Source organism: Ensifer sp. B1-9 (assembly GCF_050474445.1).
In the GTDB taxonomy this organism is placed as follows: Bacteria; Pseudomonadota; Alphaproteobacteria; order Rhizobiales; family Rhizobiaceae; genus Ensifer.
Map to the genome: position 1 here is coordinate 22,260 of NZ_JBCHVG010000031.1, position 24,816 is coordinate 47,075.

Sequence of the window (24,816 nt, forward strand, 5' to 3'; positions counted from 1 at the left end):
GGCGCGCAAATGAATACCGTCACATTGGAGAGGGGGCGCCTCGACGGGGCGCCGCCAACCACATCCGCCACGCAGGCCATGGTCGCGTTCGAGCGCGTGCAAAAGACCTATGACGGGCGCACACTTGTTGTCGAGGACCTGAACCTCACGGTGCGACGCGGCGAATTCCTCACGATGCTGGGGCCTTCCGGTTCTGGCAAAACGACGACGCTGATGATGCTCGGTGGCTTCGAGCAGCCGACTGCCGGGCGCATTCTGCTCGAGGGACAAGCGGTGGAGCGCCTGCCGCCCGAACGCCGCGACATCGGATTCGTCTTCCAGAACTATGCGCTGTTTCCGCACATGACGGTCGCCGAGAATGTGGGTTTTCCGTTGCGCTATCGCGGCGTCAGGGGTGTGGAAGCCAAGCGTCGGGTTGAGGATGCGCTTTCCATGGTCAGGCTTTCCGGTTTCGGCGAACGCCGTCCGGCACAACTTTCCGGCGGCCAGCAGCAGCGCGTGGCACTTGCCCGCGCCATGGTTTTCAACCCTAAACTCATCCTGATGGATGAGCCGCTTGGCGCGCTCGACAAGCAGTTGCGCGAACACATGCAGGTCGAGATCCGACGGATTCAGCAGAGCCTCGGCATCACCATGGTCTATGTAACGCACGACCAGTCCGAAGCCCTCACGATGTCTGACCGCATTGCCGTTTTTCACGAGGGCCGCATCCAGCAGCTCTCCGATCCGGTGACGCTCTACAACCGGCCGGAAAACCGCTTCGTCGCCGGCTTCATCGGCGACAACAATACGCTTTGCTGCGAATTCGCCGGCACGGAAAACGACATCTGCGTGGTTCGGATGGCAGATGGAACGCGGCTCTTCACGACCGGACCTTTGGGCCAGGTCCGCTCGAACCTCTCCGTATCCATTCGCCCTGAACGATTGAACCTGGAAAGCCCCGGCAGCAAGGGTGCCGAAAACCATATCACCGCGCGGGTTGTCGACAAGATCTTCCTCGGCGACCGGATGCGGCTGACGTTGGAGGCCTTCGGCAGCGAACGTCTCGTCGCCTCCGTGCCGGCGGCCGAGGGTGCGGCGATCCTACCGGGAGGCCACATTCGCATAGCCTGTTTTGCCGCCGATTGCCGAACACTGACGAGGTAGCCATGACACAGACCCTGTCCCTCGCCGCTCCTGCTGCACACGCCAGCCTCGACGCGGCGCTACGCCGCGCCGAGCGGCCTAGCCGCCTGCGGGCATTCGCCCTGGCTCTGCCGGCTCTGATCTTCCTCATCGTTACCTTCGCCGCGCCGATCGGTCTCTTCCTCACCGCGGCCGTGTTCAATCCGGAGGTTCGCGCCGTGCTGCCGCAGACCCTCGTCGCTCTTGAAGGCTGGAACGGGCGTTCGACACCCGGCGAGGAGGCCTTCATTGCGCTAGCGGCCGACCTTGCCCGTGCCAAGAAAGACAATACGGCTGCCGCGCTCGGCAAGCGACTGAACTACGAAAGCGCCGGCATGCGCAGCCGCATCATGTCGGTGGTCCGCCACCTCGGCAATTTCAAGGACGGTGCCCTCGCTCCGCAGTTCGCGGCCCTCGACCCCGTCTGGGCAAGCCCCGATCTCTGGACAATCATCAAGCGCAATGCGAGCCCTCTGACAGCCTACTATCTTCTGACGTCGGTCGACCTTGGGCAAGACGCTTCAGGCGGTGTGGGACGGGTGGAAGAAAGCCAGGCGGTCTTTCTCGACATCCTCGGTCGCACGCTCTGGATTGCCGGGCTTGTGACCGTTGCAACGCTGGCTCTCGGTTTTCCCACGGCCTATATCATCTCGCTGGCACCGGCACGGACAGCCAGCTTCCTGCTTCTGCTGGTGCTACTGCCGCTCTGGACCTCACTGCTGGTGCGCACCACCGCCTGGGTCGTGCTGCTGCAGACGGATGGCGTGATCAACCAGGCGCTCCTGGCGCTCGGCATCACCACGCAAAAGCTCCAGCTCATCCTCACTCGCTTCGGCACGGTGACCGCGATGACGCATATCCAGCTGCCTTTCACGATCCTTCCGATCCTCAGCGTGATGAAGGCGATTCCGGAAGGACAGATGCGGGCCGCACGGTCGCTTGGTGCGCCGCCGCTCCGTGCGTTCTGGCGGGTTTATGCGCCGCAGACCTTGCCGGGCGTTGCCGCCGGCTGCCTGATGACCTTCATCCTGTCGCTCGGCTACTACATTACACCTGCACTGGTCGGCGGCCCACGCGACCAGATGATATCGAACTTTATCGCCAACTACATCAATCGCGACCTGAACTGGGGGATGGCTGCTGCGCTCGCCTGTCTGCTCCTCGTCATGACGCTTTCCATTTACCTCGTGTTCCTGCGTCTCGTCGGCGCGGAGCGCATCAAGCTCGGATGAAAACCATGTGGCTTCCCGCTTACGCGACCCGCAGCGAACGGATTTGTCGCTTCGTTGCCGTCACCTTCGCCCTCGCCGTGCTCGCCTTCCTGATCGGGCCACTCTTCGTCGTCTTTCCGCTCTCCCTTGCGAAGGATCCGTTCTTCACCTTTCCGATCCACGAATATTCGTGGCGCTGGTACGCCGATTTCTTCGAGAATTCGCGCTGGACGCAGAGCCTGCTCAACAGCCTTGTGGCAGCGCTTTTCAGTACGACGCTTGCCACCGTTCTCGGCACGCTTGCAGCACTTGGCATCAGCCGGCCGGGTTTCCCCGCCCGAAAGGCGGTCATGGCGCTGATGATCTCGCCGATGATCATGCCAGTCGTCATCGTCGCCGTCGGTGCCTACATGTTCTTCGGCGCGCTGGGGCTCACCAACACGCGCACAGGGCTGGTTCTTGCCCATGCGGCTCTTTCGGTTCCGTTCGTGGTTGTAACAGTGCTTTCGGCGCTTTCAACCTACGATGCCAATCTCACGCGGGCAGGCTCGAGCCTCGGCGCGGGACCGGTCAGTGTCTTCTTCGCCGTCACGCTGCCGCTCATCCTGCCTGGCATCGTATCGGGCGCATTGCTTGCCTTCGCCGTCTCCTTCGACGAAGTGATCGTCGCACTATTCCTGACAGGCGCTGAGCAACGCACGCTGCCCGTGCAAATGTTTTCCGGCATCCGCGACCAGATAAACCCGACGATCATGGCGGCGGCGAGCCTGCTCACCACCGTCTCCATCGCATTGTTTCTGGCGCTGAATCTTGCCCGCCGGGTGCGGCGGGCCTGAATGCAGCCGTTTCCCTGCAGTGCTAGCGGGCGTCAGGATTGGCGCCCGCTGAAGCGTTTCGAGAGAAAGAACAAGTGCACTATTCCGCGCGCGTATCAGCGAGAAAGGCGTCGGCGAAATGCGCCGCGAAGCTCTCTGCAACGGGAGAACGCTTGCGGTCAGAACTCAGATAAATGCCGACGACGACGTCTGCCAGCCTCGGAAGACCAAGGGTATCGTCAAGACGGACCAGCTTGGGCGGGACGATACGGCGAGCGAGCACCGTATTGCCGAAGCCGGACCCGACGGCCGCCTCGAGGCCTGAAAGGCTGGGGCTGGTATAGACGAGATCGTAGCCGCGCCCGTCACGCTGCAGGGCAGTTAGCATCGCTCGTCTGTAAAGGCACCCCTCCGGATAACAAACAATGCGCAGGTTGGCGTTCTCATCCGTGACCACTGAGCTCGCCCGGTCGCCCACCCATGCAAGCGGCTCCTTCCAGGTCATGAATGCACCTTCTGCCGGTCCATCGGGCGTCATCGCGACGACGATGTCGTAAAGGCCGTTGCGCAGTCCCTGCAAAAGAACATGCGACAGGTCACAGACCACCTCGAAGCGAAAGTCATGGCCGCTGCTGGCAAGGCGGGGCATCAACTTCGGCAGGAAATGGTCTGCATAGTCGTTCGGGATGCCGAGGCGGATCTTTCCGTGCTGGTCACGCCGTGAGAGGCGCAGCATCATTTCGTCGTTCAGTGCCAGCATCTGGCGTGCATAGCTTGCGACAAGCTCACCGGCCTCGGTCGGCTGGGCGCTCGCGTCTTTGGCGAAAAGAGAAACGTTGAGCAGCTCCTGCAGTTTCTTCATCTGCAGGCTGATGGCCGGTTGAGTGCGACCCAGCTGTTCGGCAGCGCGCGTATGACTGCGCAGGTCGATAACCGCGAGGAACGTGCGAAGAAGGTCGGTCGGTATATTTCTCACGTCGGTGGCATCGCTTCCAAAAGGAAACGGGCCGATCAGACGGCCCGTTTCAAGTTGCCCGCGGACGGGTCAGGCGGGAAGAATATTATGCTGCGGACCGAAGGGGAAGCCGGTAATGTTCTCGCTGCCGGTCTCCGTCATCACCAGGATGTCGTGCTCGCGGTAGCCGCCTGCACCCGGCATGCCGTCGGGAATGGTCAGCATTGGCTCCATGGAAACGACCATGCCAGGCTGAAGCACGGTGTTGATGTCCTCGCGCAGCTCGACGCCCGCTTCGCGGCCGTAATAGTGCGAGAGCACCCCGAACGAGTGGCCATAGCCGAAGGAACGGTAACCGAGCAGGCCATGCTCGCGGTAGATCTCATTGAGCTCTGTCGCCACGTCACCGCAGCGCGCGCCGGGCTTCAATAGTTCGAGACCGCGGCGATGCACGGCGCAGTTGATCTCCCATATGCGCAGGTGCTCGTCGCTGGCATGGTCGAGGAAGAGCGTGCGCTCTAGCGCCGTGTAATAGCCCGAGATCATCGGGAAGCAGTTGAGCGAGAGTATGTCCCCCTTTTGAACGCGGCGCGACGTGACCGGATTGTGGGCACCATCGGTGTTGATGCCAGACTGGAACCAGACCCAGGTATCCATGAGCTCGGCATGGGGGAAACGGTTGGCGATATGGCGTACCATCGCCTGCGTGCCGGCAAGCGCCACTTCATATTCCGGAATATTTTCGCGGACCGCCTGCGCCACGGCCTCCCCGCCGATATCGGCTGTTGCCGCCCCCTCCTTTATCAGGGCGATCTCTTCGGCAGACTTGATCGTGCGCAGCCACATGGTCGGCGCACCGATATCGACAAACTCAACGCGCGGAAACGCATCCTCCAAAAGCCGGCGCAGATCGAGGTTCACCTGATCGAACTCAATGCCGATGCGGGAAACCTTCGGCAACAGCGTTTGCAGCGCATGAAAGAAGTTGTCACGCTGCCAATCAGTGTAGGTGATGTTGTCGCCAAAGGTGCGGCGCCACGGCTGTCCTGCATCGATGCCCGCAGAAATCGACGTCGCCTTTTCCGGTGTGATGACAAAAGCGTAGCGACGACCGAAGGAGCAGTAAAGGAAATCGGAGAAGTAGCAGATGTTGTGGTAGGAGGTGAGTATTGCCGCGTCGACCTTCAGCTCCTCAAGAATCCGGCGCATGGCGTTCTGCCGCCGCTCCATTTCGCCCACCGAGAATGTCGGCTTCACCTTTTCGCCATTGTGCATCTCCTGCAGCCGCAGAAGCTGGTTCGGCATCCCTCGTGCATACATGTTCATGTGAAATCTCCTTCCCGGCGGCCAGCCGCACTGTTTGACAAGCGCAGGGTAAGAACGTTCTCGGTCGCAGCAAAATTAGAAGTTCCAATGCGGCCATAAGAGATCTGAGTGAGGTTCGCATGCGCACCGCTAATACCCGCATTTGTGTTCGTAACTTCCGTCCCAATCGACGCAGGTGTATGCCTGTGTCGCTTCACGGCGCGGACCGCCGGCGACACGGAGGCAAGAACCGTCTGCTTTGGACGTTTCTCCACCGCGATGCGCTGCTCGCGCACGCCGGTGAACACGTGCGCGGCGAGATAGGTTTGCTATGACGACGACCATGAGATCCAACGCAGCGGCGACGAACCGTCTCAAGATCGGCTTCGTACTGGCGCGGTCGTTCACGCTCTCGGCCTTCGCTCTCTTCATCGACACGCTTCGGCTGGCCAGCGACGAGCTCGACAAATCGGGCCGCGTGCGTGCCGACTGGCAGGTCCTCGGCAACACCCGCCATCTGATCGCATCCAGTTGCGGGGTTCAGGTGGCGCCGACGTCTGGCCTCGTCGACCCCGGCCAGTTCGACTACATCGTGATGGTCGGCGGCCTTCTCAAGAACGAACATCCGATCGACGACGAGACGATCGCTTTCCTCAAGAAGGCAGCCGCGAAGAAGGTTCCTTTGATCGGCCTGTGCACCGGAACCTTCATACTAGCGGAAGCAGGACTGATGGCGGGGCACGTCGTTTGCGTCAGCTGGCTCCACTATCAGGCGTTCCGCGAGCGCTTCCCGGATCTGAAGGTTCGCTCGGACCGCCTCTTCAATCTCGACCGCACCCGCGGGTCCTGCGCCGGCGGCAGCAGCGCAGCCGACATGGCAGCCCATATCGTGCGCCTCCACATCAGCAGGGAGGCAGAGCGCAATGCGCTGGAAGTCCTGCAGATCGACAAGGCCCGCTCGCATCTTCATGTGCAACCGAGAAAGCCGCTCGCGATCGAGAGCAACGATCCCCGCCTGAACGCTGCCCTCATCATCATGGAGCAGAATACCGAGAACACGATCTCGATCCCGGAGCTGGCGGCCTCCGTCGGCCTGTCGCGGCGGCAACTCGAGCGCCTGTTCATGGAAAAGGCGAAGATGTCGCCGGCGCATGTCTACAGGAAGTTCCGGCTGGAACGCGCCAAGCACCTTCTCACCCAGACCGATGCCCCGCTCATTGAAATCGCCCTCGAAGTCGGCTTCGAGAGCGCGGGGCATTTCTCCAGGATGTTTGCCAAGACCTTCGGACAAACACCGAGTCGGCTCAGAGCACAGCAGTCGATGTGAGCCAAGGAGTAGTAACGAATGACGTAGTTCGCCGGGTTTTGGAAGGTCGGTGAGTTCGCGGGCCGTCCACTCCCTTGCGCGAGGGTTGGAAAACCAAATGCCGGTCGATCAACAATTTCAGATGATGCGTTATCTGTTCGAGCGCATTGCGGCAGATAGCTCCCTACCCGCGCTAGCGCACGAGCTTTTTAACTTACACGCGCAGGAGTATCGCGATCGTCGCGCGGCAGTTGCTGGGTGGTAGCTCAGCCTGAGATTACCTTCGACCATTTAAAGGTCTATATTTTGGTCAAATTGGAGATCGATGCATGAAGCTCTCGCAGCAGGTAAGACCCATTAGCTATCTCAAGGCGCATGCGCCCGAGGTCGTTCGTTCGCTGGCTGAAAATCGCGAGCCTGTGGTACTTACGGTGCACGGCGAAGCAAGAGCCGTGCTCCAAGACGTTACCGTGTACGAGGAAACCCAAGAGACCATCGCTTTGTTAAAGGTGCTGGCGCTTACCAACAAGCAAGTCGAAGCGGGCAAGGTCGATCGCGCATCGGAAGCATTCAAGCGGATCCGGCAACGCGTTGCCCGCTCCTGATGCCTTACACCGTTTTACTCTCCGAAGACGCGGAACAAGATATTGAGGATCTCTACAGTTTCATTGCCGGCCGCGACGGAGTCGAGACGGCCGAGCGGATACTTGGCGAACTCGAGGCCGCCGCCTCCAGCCTAAAAGACCTGCCAGCTCGAGAGAACGTACCAAAGGAACTTGCACCCATCGGAATCACCGAATATCGCGAGCTACATCACAAACCATGGCGAATGATCTACCGCATCCTCGGATCGGACGTGATCATTTACTGCGTCGCCGACGGACGCCGAGACATGCAGTCATTGCTTGAAAGGCGCTTGTTTCGAGCAACAAGGTGAAAACAATTCCTCAAGACCACCCGATCGCAGACAATAGCTGGCGGACCGCCGGTCTGACTTCCGTTATCCAGTCCGTCAATCGCCTGCTTAACCGAGCCTTTAAAGTGCGGGGAACACCTTGTCGGTGGCTTTGTTCGATTGGTTCGTTCCTGACGATACATGGCCCTTATCAACCAAAGACAGCGACTGCTGATTTGCGTTGATGCCACCGTCCGGACTTCTGCGCAGTTGACGGCCGGTCGCGGCGCGAAAGATTTGCAGCAATTGCAGCGCCGGCGGAAGAGATCCGGCAGAATTACAACGTGCAGTTCGTCACGGCGGCGACGCTGGTGGCAATGCTGGCCGAGGCCCACAGCGACGGCACATTCGACAGGCAGCTAACGATCCTGTCGCGGCCGAAGCTGCTGATTATCGACGAACTAGGCTATCTTCCCTTTGAGGCCAACGCCGCTCACCTGTTCTTCCAACTCGTGTCTCGGCGCTATGAAACCTTTCTGGTGGGGCCTGCGGCTCAATGGTAATAGCCGCCGGCTCATAACCGACTGGTTGCAGTTCGAGTCCGGTCGGGCCCACCAAACCTAGCCGAAGGCCATCGATCATTTCTTCGGCACAGACAACAGCGTCTATGTGACTGCCATAACCTGTGGCCTCCCGTTAGCGCTTGGCAGCGGCGATCCGACAGCGATATGCCATTCGCTTTCCTGGCATCCCTTATGGAAGCTCGCTTTCGCCGCGGCTTGCATCGAACGATCCGGAGTGGGGTGGAGAACCCGATCATGCGGCGATCGAAGATCCGGATCTGCTTGCTGGCGTGGTCGATGCCCCTCCCCGGCTCGCTATGGAGATGGTTAATCTCGTACGCTTCAAGACCGCGACCCTGACGACGCTCGGGTTCCAGCGTAATGGCGTCTGGGGAGAGGAGACGGCAGCACAGAAGATTGAGCATCTGGGCCTCATGTTCGGCGCCTTGGCAGCTTCACCAAAGAGCGCGGTCAAAGGCTATGGTGTGCCGCTCAGCCAGCTGACCTTTGGTCTGCTTGTCTTCCCCGGAATCTGGGATTGGTACCTGCATTGGCGAGAGAAGCGCCGTGGCTTCTACACCAAATGGGAAGAAGACATGTTGAGCATACTTCTTGGCATGGTCCGGCCCGAAACGGGTTGGATGTGGCAGCATCCGGAGCTCGTCCAGAACACGAGACCAATCCCCGGCCTGGTGACATCTGCCGAGATCGCTGCGGCGCAAAAGGACTGGCATGTGTCGTGCGACATCGTCTTCAAGCATGCGTCGCAACGTTCGAGAGAGATCCAGCGGGTCGCGCGCATTCACCGCGACCCTTTCGAGCCAATCATGTGCGTGCTCGAGGCTGACAGTCCGCTCGCCGAGTATCGCAAGATCACCGACGAAATCATACGGCGCATGCCGGACGAGGATCGCTATCCGCGGTCGGCGGCGGAATCCGTTCGATCCTTCCTCATGCTGCGCCTTGGCCTCCATCTCGGACTGCGCCAGAAGAACCTCAGGCAACTACTTGTTTGCCCTCGGGGACATTTTCCGACGTCGGAGCGTCGTCTTGAAGACATGAAGCGTGGTGAGATCCGCTGGAGCGACCGCGATGGCGGTTGGGAAGTTCTGATCCCCTCTAACGCCTTCAAGAATGCGAACTCGTCATTTTTCGGTTCGAAGCTTTTCCGTCCGGTGCTTCCGAACCTGCAGGACCTCTATCCCCATCTGAACGCGTATATCGAGCGTCATCGCGCCGTGCTACTTGCTGGCGGCGAAGATCCGGGCACCCTTTTCGTGAAGACGGTCAAAACCAAGACCAAGGATGCGTCTTACGACCAGACGACCTTCTACGAGGCTTGGCGGACCGCGATCCAACGCTATGGCATCTACAACCCGTACACCGGTCGCGGCGCCATCAAGGGCTTGCTTCCGCATGATCCGCATAACGTCCGAGACGTCCTTGCCACTCATATCCTGAAGCAAACCGGGTCTTACGAGCAAGCAAGCTACGCCATCCAGCACACACCGGAGATGGTCGCCAATCACTACGGCCGCTTCTTCCCGCAGGACAAGGCGGCGCTTGCTGCCAGGATTTTGAATCAGGTATGGGAAGCATCTCGATCGTCCGGAAACACGGTATCGAGATGCTGTCTTAGAAGGACGTTGCCCACGAACTCTGCCTCCACAACCTTCACCCAAATCTCAGAACCACGGGCCACCAATAGCTTCGGCGGGAATGTCCAAGCGGTCAGTGATTGTTCGGCTCCAGCATCCATTGCGGAATGTCTTGCTTGGCATGTAGCACGCGCCACACATCGACATGATGTGGCTGGTCGCGATAGAAAACGAGATAGGGATATCCCTTCAAAGAGACGCTCCGCAGGTCAGGCAATCCCAATTCGTATGCATACCGCAACGATCCGGCCTCCGGATGGCTTGCGATCAAAGCGTACGCCGCTTGAAGTGCGTCAATAAATCCGAGGGCGACCTCGGTTCCTGCTTCGCGTGCATAATAGTCAATGGCCGCCTCGACGTCGCTGCGCGCCAACTGCCGCGGGATAATAGTCTTATTATTCACTTGCTGTGCTGACCACGAACTCGATCGCGCAGACTGGTGAAATACTCCGCGTTGACCGGCTCAGTTGGTGCGGATGAGGCTCCGTCAAGTAACAGCCTGCGTAACGCGAGACGATCCTGATCTCGACGTATCAACTCCCGAATATACTCACTACTTGTCCCATAACCTCGTCCGGCGACTTGCTCATCGACGAAGCTCTTAAGATGGTCCGGCAGGGAAATGTTCATTGTGCTCATGCAAGTGACCATACCGGCCTTGGCAAAAATTGGCAAGACCGCTCGCTTCCCTTCAACCACGAAACCGCGCCGCAATGCCGAATCCGCAGCATGGCAATGACGCAGGTTCCCGACGATACATTATGCGACTTTCCAAGCACAAAACAGGAGCGGAACGGCCGCCGTCAAGGCCGGCTCTCGTCTTTGGGAGACTCAGAGATCATAAGGCTTTGATATCATCGTTCGCCAGCTATATATTCCGACACATCGGAAGACTTAATATGGAGGCTCACATGGCAGCAGTTGCAGAAATGCTGAAGGCGAGCGAGGCTGCCGTCGTCTCACGCGTGAGCCTGCGCGACATCAATCGCGTCATCGACGAGCACATTCTGCCAGACGCCTTCGTCTCGCTCGACAATGGCCGTCACGTCCTGGCGGCGGCCTGTTCACTCATCGCCTTCTATTTTGAGAGCGCGCGCCGCCTCACGTCGGAAGAGCGATTGTTTGCCATTCGCACAGCAGAGGCCCGACTGGCAAAAGCGCGCCCCCTCTCCTGGGCGGCCCTGTTGCGCCAGGACTGGACCGTGCATCACGACTTTCTGACGATCGATCTTATGCCCTTTATGAGAGGTGCTAGCGAACGGCTGGATGACCTTGTCGCAGCGCGAGAGATCGTCACAGCCTCGCCCGACATACCGGGCGGTACGCCTGTTATCCGCGGCACCCGCGTACCGGTCTACGATATTGCCGCATCCGTAGCTGCTGGTCATTCGGTTGAGCGCATCATGGAAGCCTGGCCTAACCTGGACGCGGAAAAGATAAGGCTCGCCTCAATCTATGCGGAAGCAAACCCCTTGCGCGGCCGGCCCCGCGTCTCCGGCGACATTCCCGAAGGCTCGGTCATCGTCACGGATCGTCGCGTCTCCCGCCGTAGGAAGACGGGATGAAGTTTCTGAGGCTGGACCTCTGGCGGGACCGACCGAACCTCTCTCAAGTAACGCTCCATGGGTGTCTCGAGGCCCTTGGACGCTTGGCGGAATCACCACCGTCACGCAACCGTTCGAAGAGCCTGGAATCTTACCGGGGATGTCGATCCTATCCTTGCCTTGAAGGGGGTCGAACCAACGACCTGTTGTTCCAATTCCCCATTTCAGCTGGATTCTGTAAGGCGTCGCTTGAACTTGGCTTGTTGGAATGACCCCTGTGGAGCGTTAGCCGGCGGACTGCTTTCGGGGAGCAGGCGCTGAAACCGCCGAAGGTCTGGCCTCATGCCTAACCGGCCATGCGGCCGGCCGGGCATGCGAGATCACGTGTTGAGCGATCTCACGAATGGCATGACGCGGATCCGCTTGCCGAGCGCCCTGTAGGCGGCGTTGGCGACTGCGGGGCCGATGGGCGGAACGCCGGGCTCGCCGATGCCGGAGGGCGGATTGGCGGAGGCGACGATGTGAACTTCGACCTTTGGCATCGCATCGATCCTTAGGGGCGTGTAAAGGTCGAAATTGCTTTGGTCGACCTTGCCGTCCGTCAGCGTGATCTCCTCGCCGAGTATCGCACCCAGCCCAAAGCCGATTCCGCCCTCCACCTGGGCGCGGACCTGGTCCGGATTGATCGCCAGACCGCAATCGACAGCGGCTACGACCCGCTTGACCTGGATCTGGCCATTGCCGTCAGTCGAGACCTCGGCGATCTCGGCCACAACGGAGCCGAAGCTCTCGGCGATGGCAACCCCTCGGAAGCGCCCCTCGGGCAAGGGCTTCTGCCATTCCGCCTTTTCCGCCGCCAGCTTGAGGACGGTCGCGTGACGGGACTGCGGCTCAAGCATCGAAAGACGAAATTCTATCGGATCTCGTCCCGCCGTCTCGGCGACCTCATCCAAGAAGGTTTCGGCTGCGAAGGCGGTGTGGGTTGAGCCGACGGAGCGCCACCATAGAACCGGAACGCCGACCTCAGTTGTGGTCAAGCCCACCGTTTGGTTCGGAATGGCATAAGGCAGATTGTTGGCCCCTTCGACCGAGGTCGGGTCAACGCCATTCTTGACCATTCCGTCGAATGCAGTCTTCGCCATGATGGATTGGCCGACGATGTGGTCGCTCCACGCAACGAGCTTTCCGTCCGCATCGATGCCAGCCTTGAGACTATGCACATAGGCGGGTCGATAGCGACCGGCCCGCATGTCATCCTCCCGAGTCCATTGCACCTTTACCGGCGCTCGGAAGCCGAGGGCCTTGGCCACATGCACCGCCTCGACGACGACGTCTCCGTCGAACACGGCCCGCCGGCCAAAGCTGCCGCCAGTCTTCATGACGTTGAGCCGTACCTTTTCGGGGCCAATCCCAGCCACTTGTCCGGCAAGCATCTGGTATACGTCCGGGAACTGATGCCCACCCCAAATCTCGAGCGTGCCGTCCTCGTTCATGCGCGCCACCGCATTCAGCGGTTCCATGGCGGCATGCGCGAGATAAGGGAACTCGAAATTTGCCTCGATTACCTTCGTTGCGCCCGCGAAGGCTGTTTCGACGTCGCCCTCGTTGCGCGCAAGCGCGGCCGGCGTCTTCTTCGCAAGGTCCCTATACGCAGACATCAGCTCAGCCGTGCCGCGCTTCTCCGCCGCCGTTTCGTCCCAATTGGCGGTGACCGCCTCGCGGCCTTTGATTGCCGCCCACATGTTTTCACCGACGACGGCAATGCCCCGAGGCGTTTCGACGACGTCGACCACTCCCTTGACGGCGCGCGCGGCTGAGGCGTCGAAGGACTTTGCCTTGGCGCCGAACAGCGGCGGATGGATCATCACGGCGGTCAACATGCCGGGAAGCTTGATGTCGATCGTGTACTGCTCCGTCCCGTTTGCCTTGCGGGCGCTGTCGAAACGCTTCAGCCCGGCATTGCCGATCAGCTTCCAGTCGCTCGGCTGCTTGAGTGCCACGTCCGTGGGCACCGGCATTGTCGCCGCCTTTGCGGCGAAGACGCCGAAGCCGCCGCTCTTGCCGGATGGATGGGCAAGAGTGCCGTTCTCGACGGTGATCTCTGCCGCGGAAACACCCCATTCGGAGGCAGCGGCGGCGACCAGCATGGAGCGGGCCGCGGCACCCGCCTTGCGATAGCGCTCCCACGAGGACGCCATCGACGTGGATCCGCCGGTGCCCTGGAAGGCGCCGCCAAAGGCGAGGTTGCCATAGGCCTTCACGTCGCCGGCGGCCCCCTTCACTTCGATCGTGGACCAGTCGGCATCGAGTTCTTCCGCCACCAGTGTGGCAATGCCGTTATAAGAGCCCTGGCCCATCTCAAACTGTGACGAAAGGACGGTCACTTTTCCGTCGCCGTCGATCGTGACGTAGGGGGAAAAGGCATGTGAAGCGCCGGTCGTCGCTGCCTCGCCCGCTACCGCCGGGGACGCGGACAGAAGGCGAAAGCCGACGGCTATGCCAGTACCTGCAGCAAGGGCACCAATGAGGAACTGTCGCCGCGATGCCTGCGCTTTCGCGGCCGGAAGGAAAACCGATTGCATGAGTTTGGGCAGCATGGCTTCAACCCTCCAGACGCTTAGCGGCTTCGTGAATGCCGGCTCGGATTCGGTGATAGGTGGCGCAACGACAGAGATTGCCCGACATGGCCGTGTCGATGTCCTCATCGCTCGGCTTCGGATTGTTCGCCAGGAGGTCTGTCGCCGACATGATCTGCCCCGACTGGCAGTAGCCGCACTGCGGGACGTCGAGATCGGCCCAGACTGCCTGAACCGTTTCCGCGACCTTTCCCGTGAGGCCCTCGATGGTCGTGACCTTTGCGCCTTCGATGTCACCGACCAAGGTCTGACAAGACCGAACCGGCGAACCGTCGACATAGACCGTGCAGGCACCGCACTGCGCCATGCCACAGCCGAACTTCGTCCCTGTTAGTCCAACCAGATCGCGGATCACCCAAAGAAGCGGCATATCCGCCTCGGCCTCGACCGTGTGTTCGACGCCGTTGATCGTTACAATTGCCATGATGCTCTCCTCGCGTTCGGGCGCGTGGTCTCGGGATACTTATCCGGAAACCCCATTCGCCAGACCACGGCTGCAGCTTAGAAGACCATCCTGCACGCTGGTAGGTTCGATCCTGTCAGATTATTGCCCATTCCTCTTGGCCTGACGAAATTGTGATCATGACAAAAGATGCGCAAGCGCACCAACGGGCGCTCCACTTATGCTCGGCAGCACGTCAACCGACGGAGTCGCGTCTTTTCGAGTCGCTGGCGCTGAGGATTGCCTTGATGTCTCGGAGCGGCGGATGACCGAAGGCGCGCCGATATTCCCTGTTGAACTGTGTCTGGCTTTCGTAGCCGACGCGCAGCGCGGCGGTTGCGGCGTCGAGAGATTCCGAAAGCATCAGTTCCCGCGCATGATGCAGCCGCAGGTGCTTTTGGAACTGCAGCGGGCTCATGGCTGTCATCGCGCGGAAATGGTGGTGCAACGTGGACATCCCCATGTTCGCAATCTCCGCGAGTTCTTCGACACGAAGCGGCCGCGCATAGTTTTGTTTCAGCCACGCGACGGCCTTCGCCACCCGGTTACTGTTCGTGCCAGCGAGCGCGAAACGCCGCAGCCGCGCGCCTTGCTCGCCGGTCAGCAGCCGATAGAGGATCTCACTCTGGATTTGACTGGCCAGGAACGGGATGTCCGCTGGCCTGTTCGCGAGCGAAATCAGTCGCAATAAGGCGTCGAACAGTTCCGGTGTGGCAGCGCCAACCGCGACGCCGAGATCGCGTTCGGGTGCATCCGGCGGCTGTATGTCGTAATCGGAGATGATTCGACGCAGCTTTTCGAGATCGAGGCGCAGCGTGGCTGCCACATAGGGCTCACTCTCGCTCGCCTCGCAGATCTGGCCGGTCATCGGCAGGCCGATGGCGGTCATGAAGAAGCAGGATTCATCGTAAACGAGCATTTCGTTTCCGACATGGATACGCTTGCTTCCCTTGATGATGAGCGCCACGCTTGGTTCGGAGACGCTGGAAAACGGGCCGGCTGGCTCGATGATGCGATAGAGCGAAAGTCCCGGAACAAGGTGGCCATAGCGAACGCCGTCCCATGGCAGTTGCGAGAGCATGCCGAGAATCCGCGCCCGAAGGGGCGCGGTTTCCTCGCGCAGGTCGCGTTGCTGCATAATCGTCTCGCTCGTTGCCATGCCCTCGCGTCCCTCCGACCGGCTCATCAAATTGGCGTCTTATCATATTATTTTGACCTCGACAGGAATAGGCAACCAGAACGCCGGAGCGCGCGGCGAAGCAGCAATTGACGGGAAGGCTACGGTCAGCAGCGACAATTGTGGGCGCATGGGGCGCTTTATTGAAACCGCTGGCTGGTGAACGCATCAAGGCCTTTTTGCCACCTCCCTGCCGAATCCGCCAATTGCAATTACTGGCCTGCTGGGCTGTCTGAGCGCGGCCGGCAAAAGCGCTAAGATCGCGGTCGCGGAATCGCCTGGTCGGCATCTTTGGATCCTGCGCGAATATCTAACTTTGGCGCCGGAGCGCTTCCTGGCGATTGTTCGTCATCCAATTCTCTTGAAAACCGAGCCGCGAAGTAATACCTTCGAAAAATCAATCCTTACATCGGTTCGACAATGACGACGACTGTTACAGCGAAGGGGCAGATTACGATCCCCAAACCAGTGCGCGACCTCTTGGGTATAGTGCCTGGGAGCAAGGTTGATTTCCGTCGCGCACCGGATGGAAGCATAGTGCTCGTCCATGCCGCTAAGAAACAGCAACCCAGCCGCTTCGCACAACTGCGGGGGCACGCCGGCAAAGGGCTGGATACTGACGCGATCATGGCCCTCACGCGTGGCGAACCGTGATATTCGTAGACACGAATGTTCTTCTCGACATCGTAACCGATGATCCGACATGGGCCGATTGGTCCATAGCGCAACTCGAAAACGCAAGTCTTGGGGGGACACTATGGATCAACGATATTGTCTATGCAGAACTGGCCGTTCGCTACGATCGGATCGAAGAAGTCGACGCGCTCCTTGATCAAGCCGGGTTAGAACTCGCGCCAGTCCCGCGGGCGGCTCTCTTTCTAGCAAGCAAGGTTTTCACGCGATACCGCAAAGCAGGGGGAACGAGAACCGGCGTTCTCCCAGACTTCTTCATCGGTGCGCATGCAGCCGTCAGCGGGTTGCCGTTGCTCACGCGTGATGTTGGTCGCTATCGAACCTATTTCCCGACATTGACATTGATTGCGCCGGATTTGCCGACCTAATCGCAGCTGATTGAGACGACGGTCGCACCGGGCACCCACTCCGCTTGCGCTCTCGTATTGGACGACGCTGGCATGCGGTGGCGGGCGCCTTGGTTCCACTCGATACATTATGCGATCTGCATGGCCTAGACCGTGAACATCCCGGGAACAGCTCCAGACGTGAGGCGATGAACGCCTGGAGCTCCTCGAGTCAGTCCAATGCTTCGGTAGCCGCGCTGCTCACCCGTCGCGACCGTCGTCCGGCACCTGGAAGGCTCGCCCAGGCACTATACTAATCATGCGGCTCATGCGGTGCATGCGACGCGCCGCCTATCTGAGGCGCCGGCGACCAGCATTCACGGTGCACGCTAGATTTATTGAAAGACGAGTACCTGCTGGCTCGCCCTGTCATTAGGTTAGTCTTTCGGTTTGGAGAAGCGAACGCCGGCGCCGCCACGATCCATGACCTCAAGCACGATCTTGGCGAGCGGGCCCGAATGGCGGTGGATGCAGGTCTTGTCCTGCGCAAGCGTACGGTAAAGAGTATGCGTGACCAGGTATGTTCCCGACCTCACGCCCGCGCTCTGGCAGGTGAACCGCGTTGGAGCGACGCTCGATGAGTTCTCGAGGAAGGTGCGAAATCTACTACGGGACCGTATTAAGGGCGGTCAAGTTCTCGATTGATCAAACGGCATATGTCGATAAAATCCGATTCCATCGACACGTTTATGCAACATGTCGCCGCCAGCGACATATCCGGACACAGTTTCGACCGGAGCAAGGAAACTAGAATGCCGTTTCGGCCTGACTGCCCCTACAACGATCTGCCAACACTACCACCCAACCAGGACCTTGAGACGAAGGCAGTTCTCAAAGCGTGCATTACAGCGCGCGCAGCGCTGGCAGAACTCAAAGTATCCGGAGAACTCATTCCAAATCAGTCTGTGCTGATCAACTCCATCCCTTTGTTGGAAGCACAGGCGAGCTCAGAGATCGAAAACATCGTTACGACGACCGACCGAATGTTCCGCTTTGCTGGAGATGTGGGGCATTCGCCGGACCCTGCAACAAAGGAAGCTCTACGCTACCGCACCGCGCTGCACCAAGGCTTCCAACTGCTCAAAGAGCGACCAGTTTCAACAGCAATGGCGATCGAAATCTGCCGGACAATAAAGGGTATTGACCTCGACATACGCGCCACCCCGGGGACCGCGCTCTACAACGAGGCGACGGGAAAGGTCATCTACACGCCTCCTGAAGGTCGCGATCTATTAAGGGGCAAGCTGTCAAATTGGGAACGCTACATCCATGAGGCCGAAGACATCGATCCGCTGATCCGGCTTGCAGTCATGCACTACCAGTTTGAAGCGATCCACCCCTTCACCGATGGCAATGGAAGAACAGGCCGCGTTCTCAATCTCCTCTATCTCGTTGACAAGGGGTTGCTCAACATTCCCGTGCTTTATCTGAGCCGGTATATTATCGGTAACAAGCGAGCTTACTACGACCATCTCCAGCGGGTGACGACGGAAGGTGCCTGGGAGGACTGGATCCTCTACATGCTCGCCGGCATCCGCGAAACTGCGGAATGGTCAAACAGAAAAATCCATGCGATCCGCGATCTTCTCGACGATACGGGCGCTCGGATGCGTCGCGAATTGCCAAAAATCTATTCCCGCGAGCTCGCGGAAGTCATTTTCGTCAACCCTTATTGCCGGATCTCAGACGTTGTATCGGCAGGCATCGCAAAACGGCAAGCCGCCGCAGTCTACCTAAAAGCGCTGGTCGATGCCGATATTCTCGCAGAGGTCAAATCTGGTCGTGAAAACCTCTACATCAATCCTCGGCTGCTCGAGCTGCTTACCGGAAACGGTCTCAATGACGTTTGATCCTAGTCCCAGAAGGTGGGCACCATGCGCCTTCAGGTCTCGTTATCGTGGTACTCGCTGGCGTAAAGCTCCGCCTGCAGCTGCGCGGTCGACGCAACTGGATGCGACGAGACGTAAGAGAGCGGTTTGATCTGCCCATGCGCTCCAGTCGATACATTGTGCGATCTTATCGGCCCGGGCCCACCATACCACGCTCCATGCGACGCCCTCACCTTTCATTGGTGTATCAGTAGCCAAACCTGTCCCCAAAACCCTGTGCTGGCTAATTATTTCGTGAAGGGGTTGATATCTTGGTTACTTCAGCCACAGATGAAATGTCTGTGAAGTGGAACGCTCAGACGCCGGCCCTTCCTCTTACCGCCTAAGAGGAGGGGCATTTGCGTTTGCCGGATCGGAAACGGCAAGCCATTTGTAGACACGCGTCAACGGCATTAGATTTGACCCCACCATCATTGACGCTTGTGGTCCAGAGCGCGCCCCTAGCCTGAAACCTATTTCTGCCTGAACGCCTTGTTGAACGTCATGGTCAACGGGCCGACGATATATTCGAACGCAGTGCGCTCGACAGTCGGGATGATGACATTCGCCGGCATGCCCGGATACAGTTTCACCTGCGGAAGTTCGGCAAGCTGGTTCTGGTCTATTCTGATCTCGGCCACATAGTATGGCGCGTTTGTTCGGTTATCCACCAGCCTGTCGGCCGAAACGTTGACGACGCGGCCCTGCACCATGGGCGTTATGCGCTGCTTGTATGCCGTCAGGTGAACCTCGGCCAGCATATCGGGATGAACATCGCTGATTTCGTCAACCGCGATCTGTGCGTCGATCACCAGCGAATCCCGGTCTGGTACCAGATCCAGGATCTTCTCTCCGCGCATGATCACGCCGCCGACCGAAAACACAGTCAGCCCGACCACCTGCCCAGAATAGGGCGCCCGGATTTCGGTTCGCGCAAACACGGCCCTGGCATTGTCCAGGCGCGACAAGACTTCGAGCTCCTTGGCCTGTGCGGCTTCCAACTCCTTCGAAGCGTCGGAAAGCCGTTCGTTGTCCAGTTGCGCGATCTGCTGATTTTGCTCGGCAATAGCCTGACGCGCTTTTGCCGTCGCGGAAATCATATCCGCCACCTCGCCTTCGAGCTGGGCGCCGGTGCGTTCGAGTTGGAGCTGGCGGGGCTTCGAGGTCAATCCCTTCTTGACGAGCGGGTCGATGCTTTTCAGCTCCTCGCGAACGGATTGCAGCTGCGCCCGCAAGGCGTTGACCTGCGCCTCGCTGCCGTCGATCTGGGCTTCATATTGCGCGATCCGCGCCCGCAGGACGCTGCGCTGCCCTTCCAGCGCCGCCTGCCGGCTTTCGAACTGCTGCACTTGGCCGTTCCAGATATCGGTGACTTGCGCGTCCTTATTCTGCGCGGCCTTCAGATCCGCGGGCATGACAAGGCTGGAAGCGCGCGCCAGTTCCGCCTTAAGGCGCGCACTGGCGGCCCGCAGCGCGTAGAGCTGTTGCAGCAGCACCTTGAACTCGGCGCGCGCCTGGCTATCGTCCAGCGCTAACAGAAGGTCGCCCGCCTTGACGTGGTCGCCTTCCTTCACCGAGAGTCTCTTGACGATGCCACCGTCCAGATGCTGGACGCTCTTTCGGTTCCCCTCCACCTTAACGACGCCGTTGGCCACCACCGCGCCACGCAGCGGAGCGAATAGGGCCCAGCCACCAAGCACACCGAAGAACAGGAAGATGACGGCCCAGCCGAACAGCGACAACTGGCGGATGGAGTCGGACGGCGGCGGTTCGTTCCCGTCTTGGCCGTCGTCGCCCACCACGCCGGGGTCCATTTGCGGGACGCTCTTGCGGTGAGTATCCGGCAGCGAAGTGGCCGCCCGCACCACCGCTATCGCCCGGTCCACTCCGGCTTGCTCCGCCATCTCCTGCACAGGCGCTGCAGGCACGCAATCCACCACAGCCGGCCGCAGCCGGCTGTCAAGGCGTTCCAGAAGCGACTTCAAATTGCTCATATTGGTCGGCGTCACTTCATGCCCCCCGCCTGTTGCCGTCCTGCAAGGCATTGGGCACGGTCGGGCGCACCAGCCGGGCCATCACCTCCTGCCGCGGCCCCATGGCCTCCACCATGCCGTCTTTCAGCACCAGCAGTGTGTCCACCACCGACAAGGTATTGGGGCGGTGGGTAACCATGACAACGGTCGTCCCGCGCCGCTTCAACTCCGCGATGCAGGCAAGAAGTGCGGCGTCGCCGTCCGCGTCCAGGTTCGAACTCGGCTCATCGAGAAGGACGAGGCTAGGATCGCCGTAAACGGCCCGCGCCAGGGCAATGCGCTGGCGCACACCCCCGGAAAGCACAGCTCCACCCTCCCCCAGATTGGTATCGTAGCCCTTCGGTAGGCGCAGGATGATGTCATGCACGCCGGCCAGCTTGGCGGCTTCGATCACGCGCATGTCCCCCTCGCGGCGGAAGCGGCTGATGTTGGCGGCAACCGTGTCGGCGAACAGTTCGATATCCTGCGGAAGATAGCCGAGATAGCGGCCGAGCGTGGCGCGCGGCCAAACGGAAACGTCGGCGCCGTCCAATCGGACAACGCCTGCGGAGGGCGCCGTGACCCCGATGACGAGGCGGGCCAGTGTCGACTTGCCAGCGCCCGAGGGGCCGACGATACCCAGCACCTCGCCGGCGCCGATGCCGAAGCTGATGCCACGCAGGATGGGCTTGCCGTTGCCCGGCAACGCGAAACCCACCGCTTCCAGCGCCAGATGCCCTTCCGGGCGCGGCAGGCTCAAATTCTGTTCCTGCACCGGGTTGTCGAGGAGCATGAGCTTGATGCGCTCATAGGCGCTGCGCGCCGCCACGAGGTTGCGCCAGGAGCCGACCATCTGTTCCACCGGCTGCAAGGCACGCCCCAGCATGATGGAGGCCGCGAACATCGCGCCGCTGGTTGCCATGCGCTCGATGACCAGATAGGCGCCGACGCCCAAAATGAGGGACTGCATCGTCAACCGCAGGAACCGTATCAGACCCGACGCTGCCGCAGAGCGGTCGCTGGCGAGCTGCTGGCGATCAATCATCCTGTTGCGATCGCGCCGCCAACGCACGAGAAGGCCGGGCAACATGCCCATGGCCTGGATTACCTCCGCGTTGCGCAGGCTGGCTTCGGTGAAATTGTAGCTGCGCGAGGCAGCCTCGTTGGCATCGACCATTGGTTGGCGCACCAGCCATTCGTTGGCAACCGTCATGCCGACCAGGATGAGAGCGCAGCACAGGGCAAAGGCACCCAGATATGGGTGAAGCAGAAAGATGACGAAGATGTAGATCGGCGCCCAGGGAAGATCGAACAGGGCGTGGATGCCCGGCCCGGTAACGAACTGCCGGAAGGTGTCGAAATCGCGCAGCGGCGGATGCGCTGCGCGCCCGCGCCGCAATATGCCGTCGAAGGTGGCGCCGACAATGCGCCCCGCCAGCAGGCTGTCCAGGCGAACCCCGGCGCGCGACAAAATGCGCGCGCGCACCATGTCGAGTGAAGCAAGCGCGCCCAGCGCCACAAGCAGAACCAGCGTCAGCATCGCCAGCGTGACTTCGCTGCCGCTATTGATGACCCGGTCGTAGACCTGCAGCATGTAGAGCGGCGAGGCCAGATACAGGATGTTGATGGCAAGGCTGAACAGCGCCGCCGTTGCGAAATAGCGCCGGCAGGCCGAAAAGGCCGCGTTCAATTCCTCGGATTTTGGTTTGACGCTCACGCTTCGCCCGGCCCAGGCCGCCCCCGCTGGCTGATTTTCGGGACTTGCAACAAGGGGCGCAGACGCGCCCCTTGTCAAAGCCCGCTGAAGACCTCGCTCAGGCCAAGTGCCAGTAATCGTATTGATAATCGAGCGTCACTTTTACCGAGTCGGCGGAATCGGCCTGGGTAAAGGTCACGTTGTAGTTCACCTGGTGGTCGTCCAACGCCGTCGAGGTCAGGTTGACCGTCTCCGATGTGTGGCTCGAAGTCAGATTTATTTTGGTGCCCCAATCAAGTGGATCGCCGTCCGCCACGCCGGCCTTTTGCCCGTCACCCAGACCAGACGCCTGCGCCGTCACCGTTCCACCGAAGTGGAAATCGAAGGCGTCACTCGGAAGCGGATTGGCGAAGGACAGGACGTTTCCATTGATATTTCCGCCGCCGGTGGTCGAATCTGAGCGGTAATGAGTAGCGGAAACGGAGCCTTCGCCAAGCACGTGATATTGATCTGCCGTGCCGGTAATGTCGATCGTTACCGTGTTGGTGATCGGATCGGTATGGCCGTCGGTAATCTGGTAGGAGAGCTTGATCTCCTTGACGCCACCATTCAGGAGCTCGTCGAGCGCACGGCTGTTCTTATCGATCTCGATCGTATCCCCAACCACCGTGATATAGGAGGGCAGGTTTCCGCCGCCGTCCAAGCTCACGCTACCGTCAACGACGTGCAGCACATCTCCGTCCACATCGTTGGCGACGCCGTTGATGAGTTGGACGGTCTCGACATCGGGGGCGAGGTTGGTGATCTGATGGGCGGTATCATAGACCGACAGCGTCTCAGTCACGTCCACATGGATCGCTGTGGCCGTGGGCTGATGGTTCTCTGTTACCGGGTGATCCCAGTTGGCCGGCGCGTTGTCCGCATGGAAGTCCGTGTAATATTCGCGGGCGTGGTACTGCACGTTTTTAGCGTTGCCCGACGTCCACTCCGTCACATGCGTGCCGCTGAAGAAAGAGGTGAGGTCGATGACCTGTCCGGCAACCACGAGCTTTGGATGCGGATCGCCTGCCAAGTTGGAACCGAGGCTGGACTTACCGTTTGCGGACAGGAAAAGGTCCTCGACAGAAAACTGCCCGCCCTGCAGCGCGTCACGGATCGCAATGGCCGCGTCGAGGTCCCCATGCGCCTGAAACCACTGATAGGCGATCGCATCTGCGGCGTCGTGAACCTGGTTCTGTGCCCAGGTGGTGTATTTCGAAGACAGCGTGCCCTGAATAGACTGGCTAGAGTTAACCGGCGTACTGAGTTCGTGTGCGTAATCAAAAGTCGACAATGTTGAAGGCCCCCATTTCCTCTAAATCTCTACGCGAACGTCGCTTAACGCTGCTCACGTGCCGTATCGGATTGCCAATTTCGCCTATTCAATCGAGATCTGCTTATGCAGCTTACAGATGATATTGACGATCCTTATTTAGCAACTCCACACAAAGCCTATTGCCATGGATTCGGACTACTGTCACTTGGCTCAGATCCCTTTTTTAACAAATGGCTAACCATCACAGTTAACGGGTGTCCGACACAAGCGCACGATAGCGTAATGACCGCTGCCTACCGCGGCAGAAGATGACAAGTGCGCCAATCCGGAGCAAGGAATTCAACCCAGCATAGATCATCCTCCCCGAGATGGAGGGGGCTGCGCTCTCTAGCGGATCGTATTTTCTCAGCAGATTTTGATTGAGTCTCCGACGTTTTGCATATCGGCGAAGTAACACGCACCAGGAGCGGCGCCATTGACCATTCTTGGGTGTTTCGAATTTATTTCAAATTTCAAAGCGTATTCACAACAGAGCATCGATAACCTGGCTCGGCCGGCTCGCAATCGTATGGTCTCGACAGACAGGGCTCACGGGAAAAGCGGTCGGGCGCGGGGCAACGTACGCCCGATGGTGCTTGGCCCCTTCAGCCATATCGTTTTTGGACGAGACACTGCCTGCGCGCCCGGAGGCGTCCACACATGTCCTCAAGCCTGTGCTTGAGCCTTTCTGCTTATGCCGATCTGTCCGGTCGAGAGTGGGGGCAGTTCATGCGCTCGCATCGCCGCAGATAGCGGTCGTGGCGCTAACACTCTGTTAACCACAGAAATTGAGGAAGAATCCCGTTAAATGCCAAGCGACAACGATCCATTGTGCAACGGTTTGCTACAATCAGGTGACGGGGTATGCGGCCAATGCGGCAAAGCGACATCGAGAGAATGTCAACCCTGGCGGGCTTTGCGTCAGGCGGATCTCACTCAATAACGCGGTGCGATAGCAAGCATTTGCGCGAAGATCCCGCATTTTGTTACCAATATCTGACGTCGGTGTACTAGATGTTTAGTCCCGGCATTTGCTGGAGCGGATTGAGGGTGAAACGTTGGGGTTGTGAAGCCCATGCTTTGCAGATGAACTCGTAGGGCGTGAGGCCCTTGAGGGTCTTGAGCCTACGGCCGAA

21 protein-coding genes and 4 pseudogenes are annotated in these 24,816 nt (G+C 59.8%); 12 read left to right on the plus strand and 13 right to left on the minus strand.

The window, feature by feature from the left end; genetic code table 11:
* Positions 1–9 precede the first annotated feature (9 nt).
* The 3 genes from ACQ5BM_RS33850 to ACQ5BM_RS33860 are packed head-to-tail and all read left to right on the plus strand — an operon-like array spanning position 10 to position 3,211.
* Positions 10–1,146 (plus strand): ABC transporter ATP-binding protein, encoded by a 1,137-nt coding sequence (locus ACQ5BM_RS33850; RefSeq protein WP_429820591.1) that lies wholly within the window; start codon positions 10–12, stop codon positions 1,144–1,146.
* 2 nt (positions 1,147–1,148) lie between these two features.
* Positions 1,149–2,396: an ABC transporter permease gene (locus ACQ5BM_RS33855; protein WP_429820593.1), complete on the plus strand. Its 1,248-nt coding sequence runs from the start codon at positions 1,149–1,151 to the stop codon at positions 2,394–2,396.
* Positions 2,397–2,401: 5 nt separating this feature from the next.
* The gene (locus tag ACQ5BM_RS33860) at positions 2,402–3,211 is read left to right on the plus strand and encodes an ABC transporter permease (protein ID WP_429820596.1); all 810 of its coding nucleotides are present in this window, start codon (positions 2,402–2,404) and stop codon (positions 3,209–3,211) included.
* Between the two features lie 79 nt (positions 3,212–3,290).
* On the opposite strand, the gene ACQ5BM_RS33865 is transcribed toward ACQ5BM_RS33860, so the two are convergent.
* Together ACQ5BM_RS33865 and ACQ5BM_RS33870 are read right to left on the minus strand one after the other, a co-directional pair.
* On the minus strand, positions 3,291–4,166 hold the full coding sequence (locus ACQ5BM_RS33865) for a LysR family transcriptional regulator (protein ID WP_247960525.1): 876 nt from the start codon (positions 4,164–4,166) through the stop codon (positions 3,291–3,293).
* A 69-nt stretch (positions 4,167–4,235) separates the two neighbouring features.
* Positions 4,236–5,450 (minus strand): M24 family metallopeptidase, encoded by a 1,215-nt coding sequence (locus ACQ5BM_RS33870; protein ID WP_429820634.1) that lies wholly within the window; start codon positions 5,448–5,450, stop codon positions 4,236–4,238.
* A gap of 343 nt (positions 5,451–5,793) precedes the next feature.
* Between ACQ5BM_RS33870 and ACQ5BM_RS33875 the strand changes: the two genes are divergently transcribed.
* From ACQ5BM_RS33875 to ACQ5BM_RS33885, 3 genes are all read left to right on the plus strand, one after another.
* Entirely contained in the window at positions 5,794–6,777 is a 984-nt protein-coding gene (locus ACQ5BM_RS33875) for a GlxA family transcriptional regulator (protein ID WP_429820599.1), read from the plus strand.
* A 308-nt stretch (positions 6,778–7,085) separates the two neighbouring features.
* On the plus strand, positions 7,086–7,361 hold the full coding sequence (locus ACQ5BM_RS33880; protein WP_429820602.1) for a type II toxin-antitoxin system Phd/YefM family antitoxin: 276 nt from the start codon (positions 7,086–7,088) through the stop codon (positions 7,359–7,361).
* Entirely contained in the window at positions 7,361–7,693 is a 333-nt protein-coding gene (locus ACQ5BM_RS33885; RefSeq protein ID WP_429820604.1) for a type II toxin-antitoxin system RelE/ParE family toxin, read from the plus strand. Before ACQ5BM_RS33880 ends, ACQ5BM_RS33885 begins: the two co-directional genes overlap by 1 nt.
* Positions 7,694–7,862: 169 nt before the next feature.
* Here ACQ5BM_RS33885 and ACQ5BM_RS33890 read toward each other — a convergent pair.
* Positions 7,863–7,975: pseudogene (locus ACQ5BM_RS33890) on the minus strand (IS1595 family transposase); the annotation flags it as partial.
* Here ACQ5BM_RS33890 and ACQ5BM_RS33895 point away from each other — a divergent pair.
* Positions 7,972–8,181, plus strand: a pseudogene (locus tag ACQ5BM_RS33895) (ATP-binding protein); the annotation flags it as partial. The pseudogenes ACQ5BM_RS33890 and ACQ5BM_RS33895 overlap by 4 nt on opposite strands.
* A gap of 176 nt (positions 8,182–8,357) precedes the next feature.
* Positions 8,358–9,815, plus strand: a pseudogene (locus tag ACQ5BM_RS33900) (hypothetical protein); the annotation flags it as partial.
* 130 nt (positions 9,816–9,945) lie between these two features.
* Here ACQ5BM_RS33900 and ACQ5BM_RS33905 read toward each other — a convergent pair.
* Positions 9,946–10,275 carry a type II toxin-antitoxin system RelE/ParE family toxin gene (locus ACQ5BM_RS33905; protein WP_429820607.1) on the minus strand — a complete coding sequence of 110 codons (330 nt, stop codon included), beginning with the start codon at positions 10,273–10,275 and terminating at the stop codon, positions 9,946–9,948.
* Positions 10,272–10,547 (minus strand): type II toxin-antitoxin system ParD family antitoxin, encoded by a 276-nt coding sequence (locus ACQ5BM_RS33910; RefSeq protein ID WP_429820636.1) that lies wholly within the window; start codon positions 10,545–10,547, stop codon positions 10,272–10,274. Before ACQ5BM_RS33910 ends, ACQ5BM_RS33905 begins: the two co-directional genes overlap by 4 nt.
* A 224-nt stretch (positions 10,548–10,771) precedes the next feature.
* Between ACQ5BM_RS33910 and ACQ5BM_RS33915 the strand changes: the two genes are divergently transcribed.
* A complete protein-coding gene (locus ACQ5BM_RS33915; protein WP_429820609.1) occupies positions 10,772–11,437 on the plus strand; it encodes a DUF433 domain-containing protein in 666 nt (221 codons plus the stop codon).
* 359 nt (positions 11,438–11,796) lie between these two features.
* On the opposite strand, the gene ACQ5BM_RS33920 is transcribed toward ACQ5BM_RS33915, so the two are convergent.
* The 3 genes from ACQ5BM_RS33920 to ACQ5BM_RS33930 form a co-directional block, all read right to left on the minus strand.
* Entirely contained in the window at positions 11,797–14,013 is a 2,217-nt protein-coding gene (locus ACQ5BM_RS33920) for a molybdopterin cofactor-binding domain-containing protein (protein ID WP_429820611.1), read from the minus strand.
* A gap of 4 nt (positions 14,014–14,017) precedes the next feature.
* Positions 14,018–14,476, minus strand: a complete 459-nt coding sequence (locus ACQ5BM_RS33925; protein WP_429820613.1) for a (2Fe-2S)-binding protein — start codon at positions 14,474–14,476, stop codon at positions 14,018–14,020.
* A 214-nt stretch (positions 14,477–14,690) separates the two neighbouring features.
* The gene (locus ACQ5BM_RS33930; protein WP_429820615.1) at positions 14,691–15,653 is read right to left on the minus strand and encodes an AraC family transcriptional regulator N-terminal domain-containing protein; all 963 of its coding nucleotides are present in this window, start codon (positions 15,651–15,653) and stop codon (positions 14,691–14,693) included.
* 438 nt (positions 15,654–16,091) lie between these two features.
* On the opposite strand from ACQ5BM_RS33930, the gene ACQ5BM_RS33935 reads away from it, so the two are divergent.
* Positions 16,092–16,325 carry an AbrB/MazE/SpoVT family DNA-binding domain-containing protein gene (locus ACQ5BM_RS33935; RefSeq protein ID WP_173519751.1) on the plus strand — a complete coding sequence of 78 codons (234 nt, stop codon included), beginning with the start codon at positions 16,092–16,094 and terminating at the stop codon, positions 16,323–16,325.
* Positions 16,322–16,732, plus strand: a complete 411-nt coding sequence (locus ACQ5BM_RS33940; protein ID WP_429820618.1) for a type II toxin-antitoxin system VapC family toxin — start codon at positions 16,322–16,324, stop codon at positions 16,730–16,732. The genes ACQ5BM_RS33935 and ACQ5BM_RS33940 overlap by 4 nt, the downstream gene beginning before the upstream one ends.
* Before the next feature lie 395 nt (positions 16,733–17,127).
* Here the strand turns inward: ACQ5BM_RS33940 and ACQ5BM_RS33945 are convergent, their stop codons facing one another.
* Complete coding sequence (locus ACQ5BM_RS33945) at positions 17,128–17,286, minus strand: hypothetical protein (protein WP_429820620.1); 159 nt, start codon at positions 17,284–17,286, stop codon at positions 17,128–17,130.
* Positions 17,287–17,502: 216 nt separating this feature from the next.
* Here ACQ5BM_RS33945 and fic point away from each other — a divergent pair, with 216 nt between their 5' ends.
* Positions 17,503–18,600, plus strand: a complete 1,098-nt coding sequence (fic, locus tag ACQ5BM_RS33950) for a protein adenylyltransferase Fic (protein ID WP_429820622.1) — start codon at positions 17,503–17,505, stop codon at positions 18,598–18,600.
* Between the two features lie 491 nt (positions 18,601–19,091).
* Here the strand turns inward: fic and ACQ5BM_RS33955 are convergent, their stop codons facing one another.
* The 4 genes and pseudogenes from ACQ5BM_RS33955 to ACQ5BM_RS33970 all read right to left on the minus strand — a co-directional run.
* The gene (locus ACQ5BM_RS33955) at positions 19,092–20,627 is read right to left on the minus strand and encodes an HlyD family type I secretion periplasmic adaptor subunit (protein ID WP_429820624.1); all 1,536 of its coding nucleotides are present in this window, start codon (positions 20,625–20,627) and stop codon (positions 19,092–19,094) included.
* 1 nt (position 20,628) lies between these two features.
* A complete protein-coding gene (locus ACQ5BM_RS33960) occupies positions 20,629–22,320 on the minus strand; it encodes a type I secretion system permease/ATPase (RefSeq protein WP_429820626.1) in 1,692 nt (563 codons plus the stop codon).
* Positions 22,321–22,444: 124 nt separating this feature from the next.
* On the minus strand, positions 22,445–23,659 hold the full coding sequence (locus tag ACQ5BM_RS33965; RefSeq protein WP_429820628.1) for a hypothetical protein: 1,215 nt from the start codon (positions 23,657–23,659) through the stop codon (positions 22,445–22,447).
* A gap of 1,031 nt (positions 23,660–24,690) precedes the next feature.
* Positions 24,691–24,816, minus strand: a pseudogene (locus ACQ5BM_RS33970) (IS481 family transposase); the annotation flags it as partial.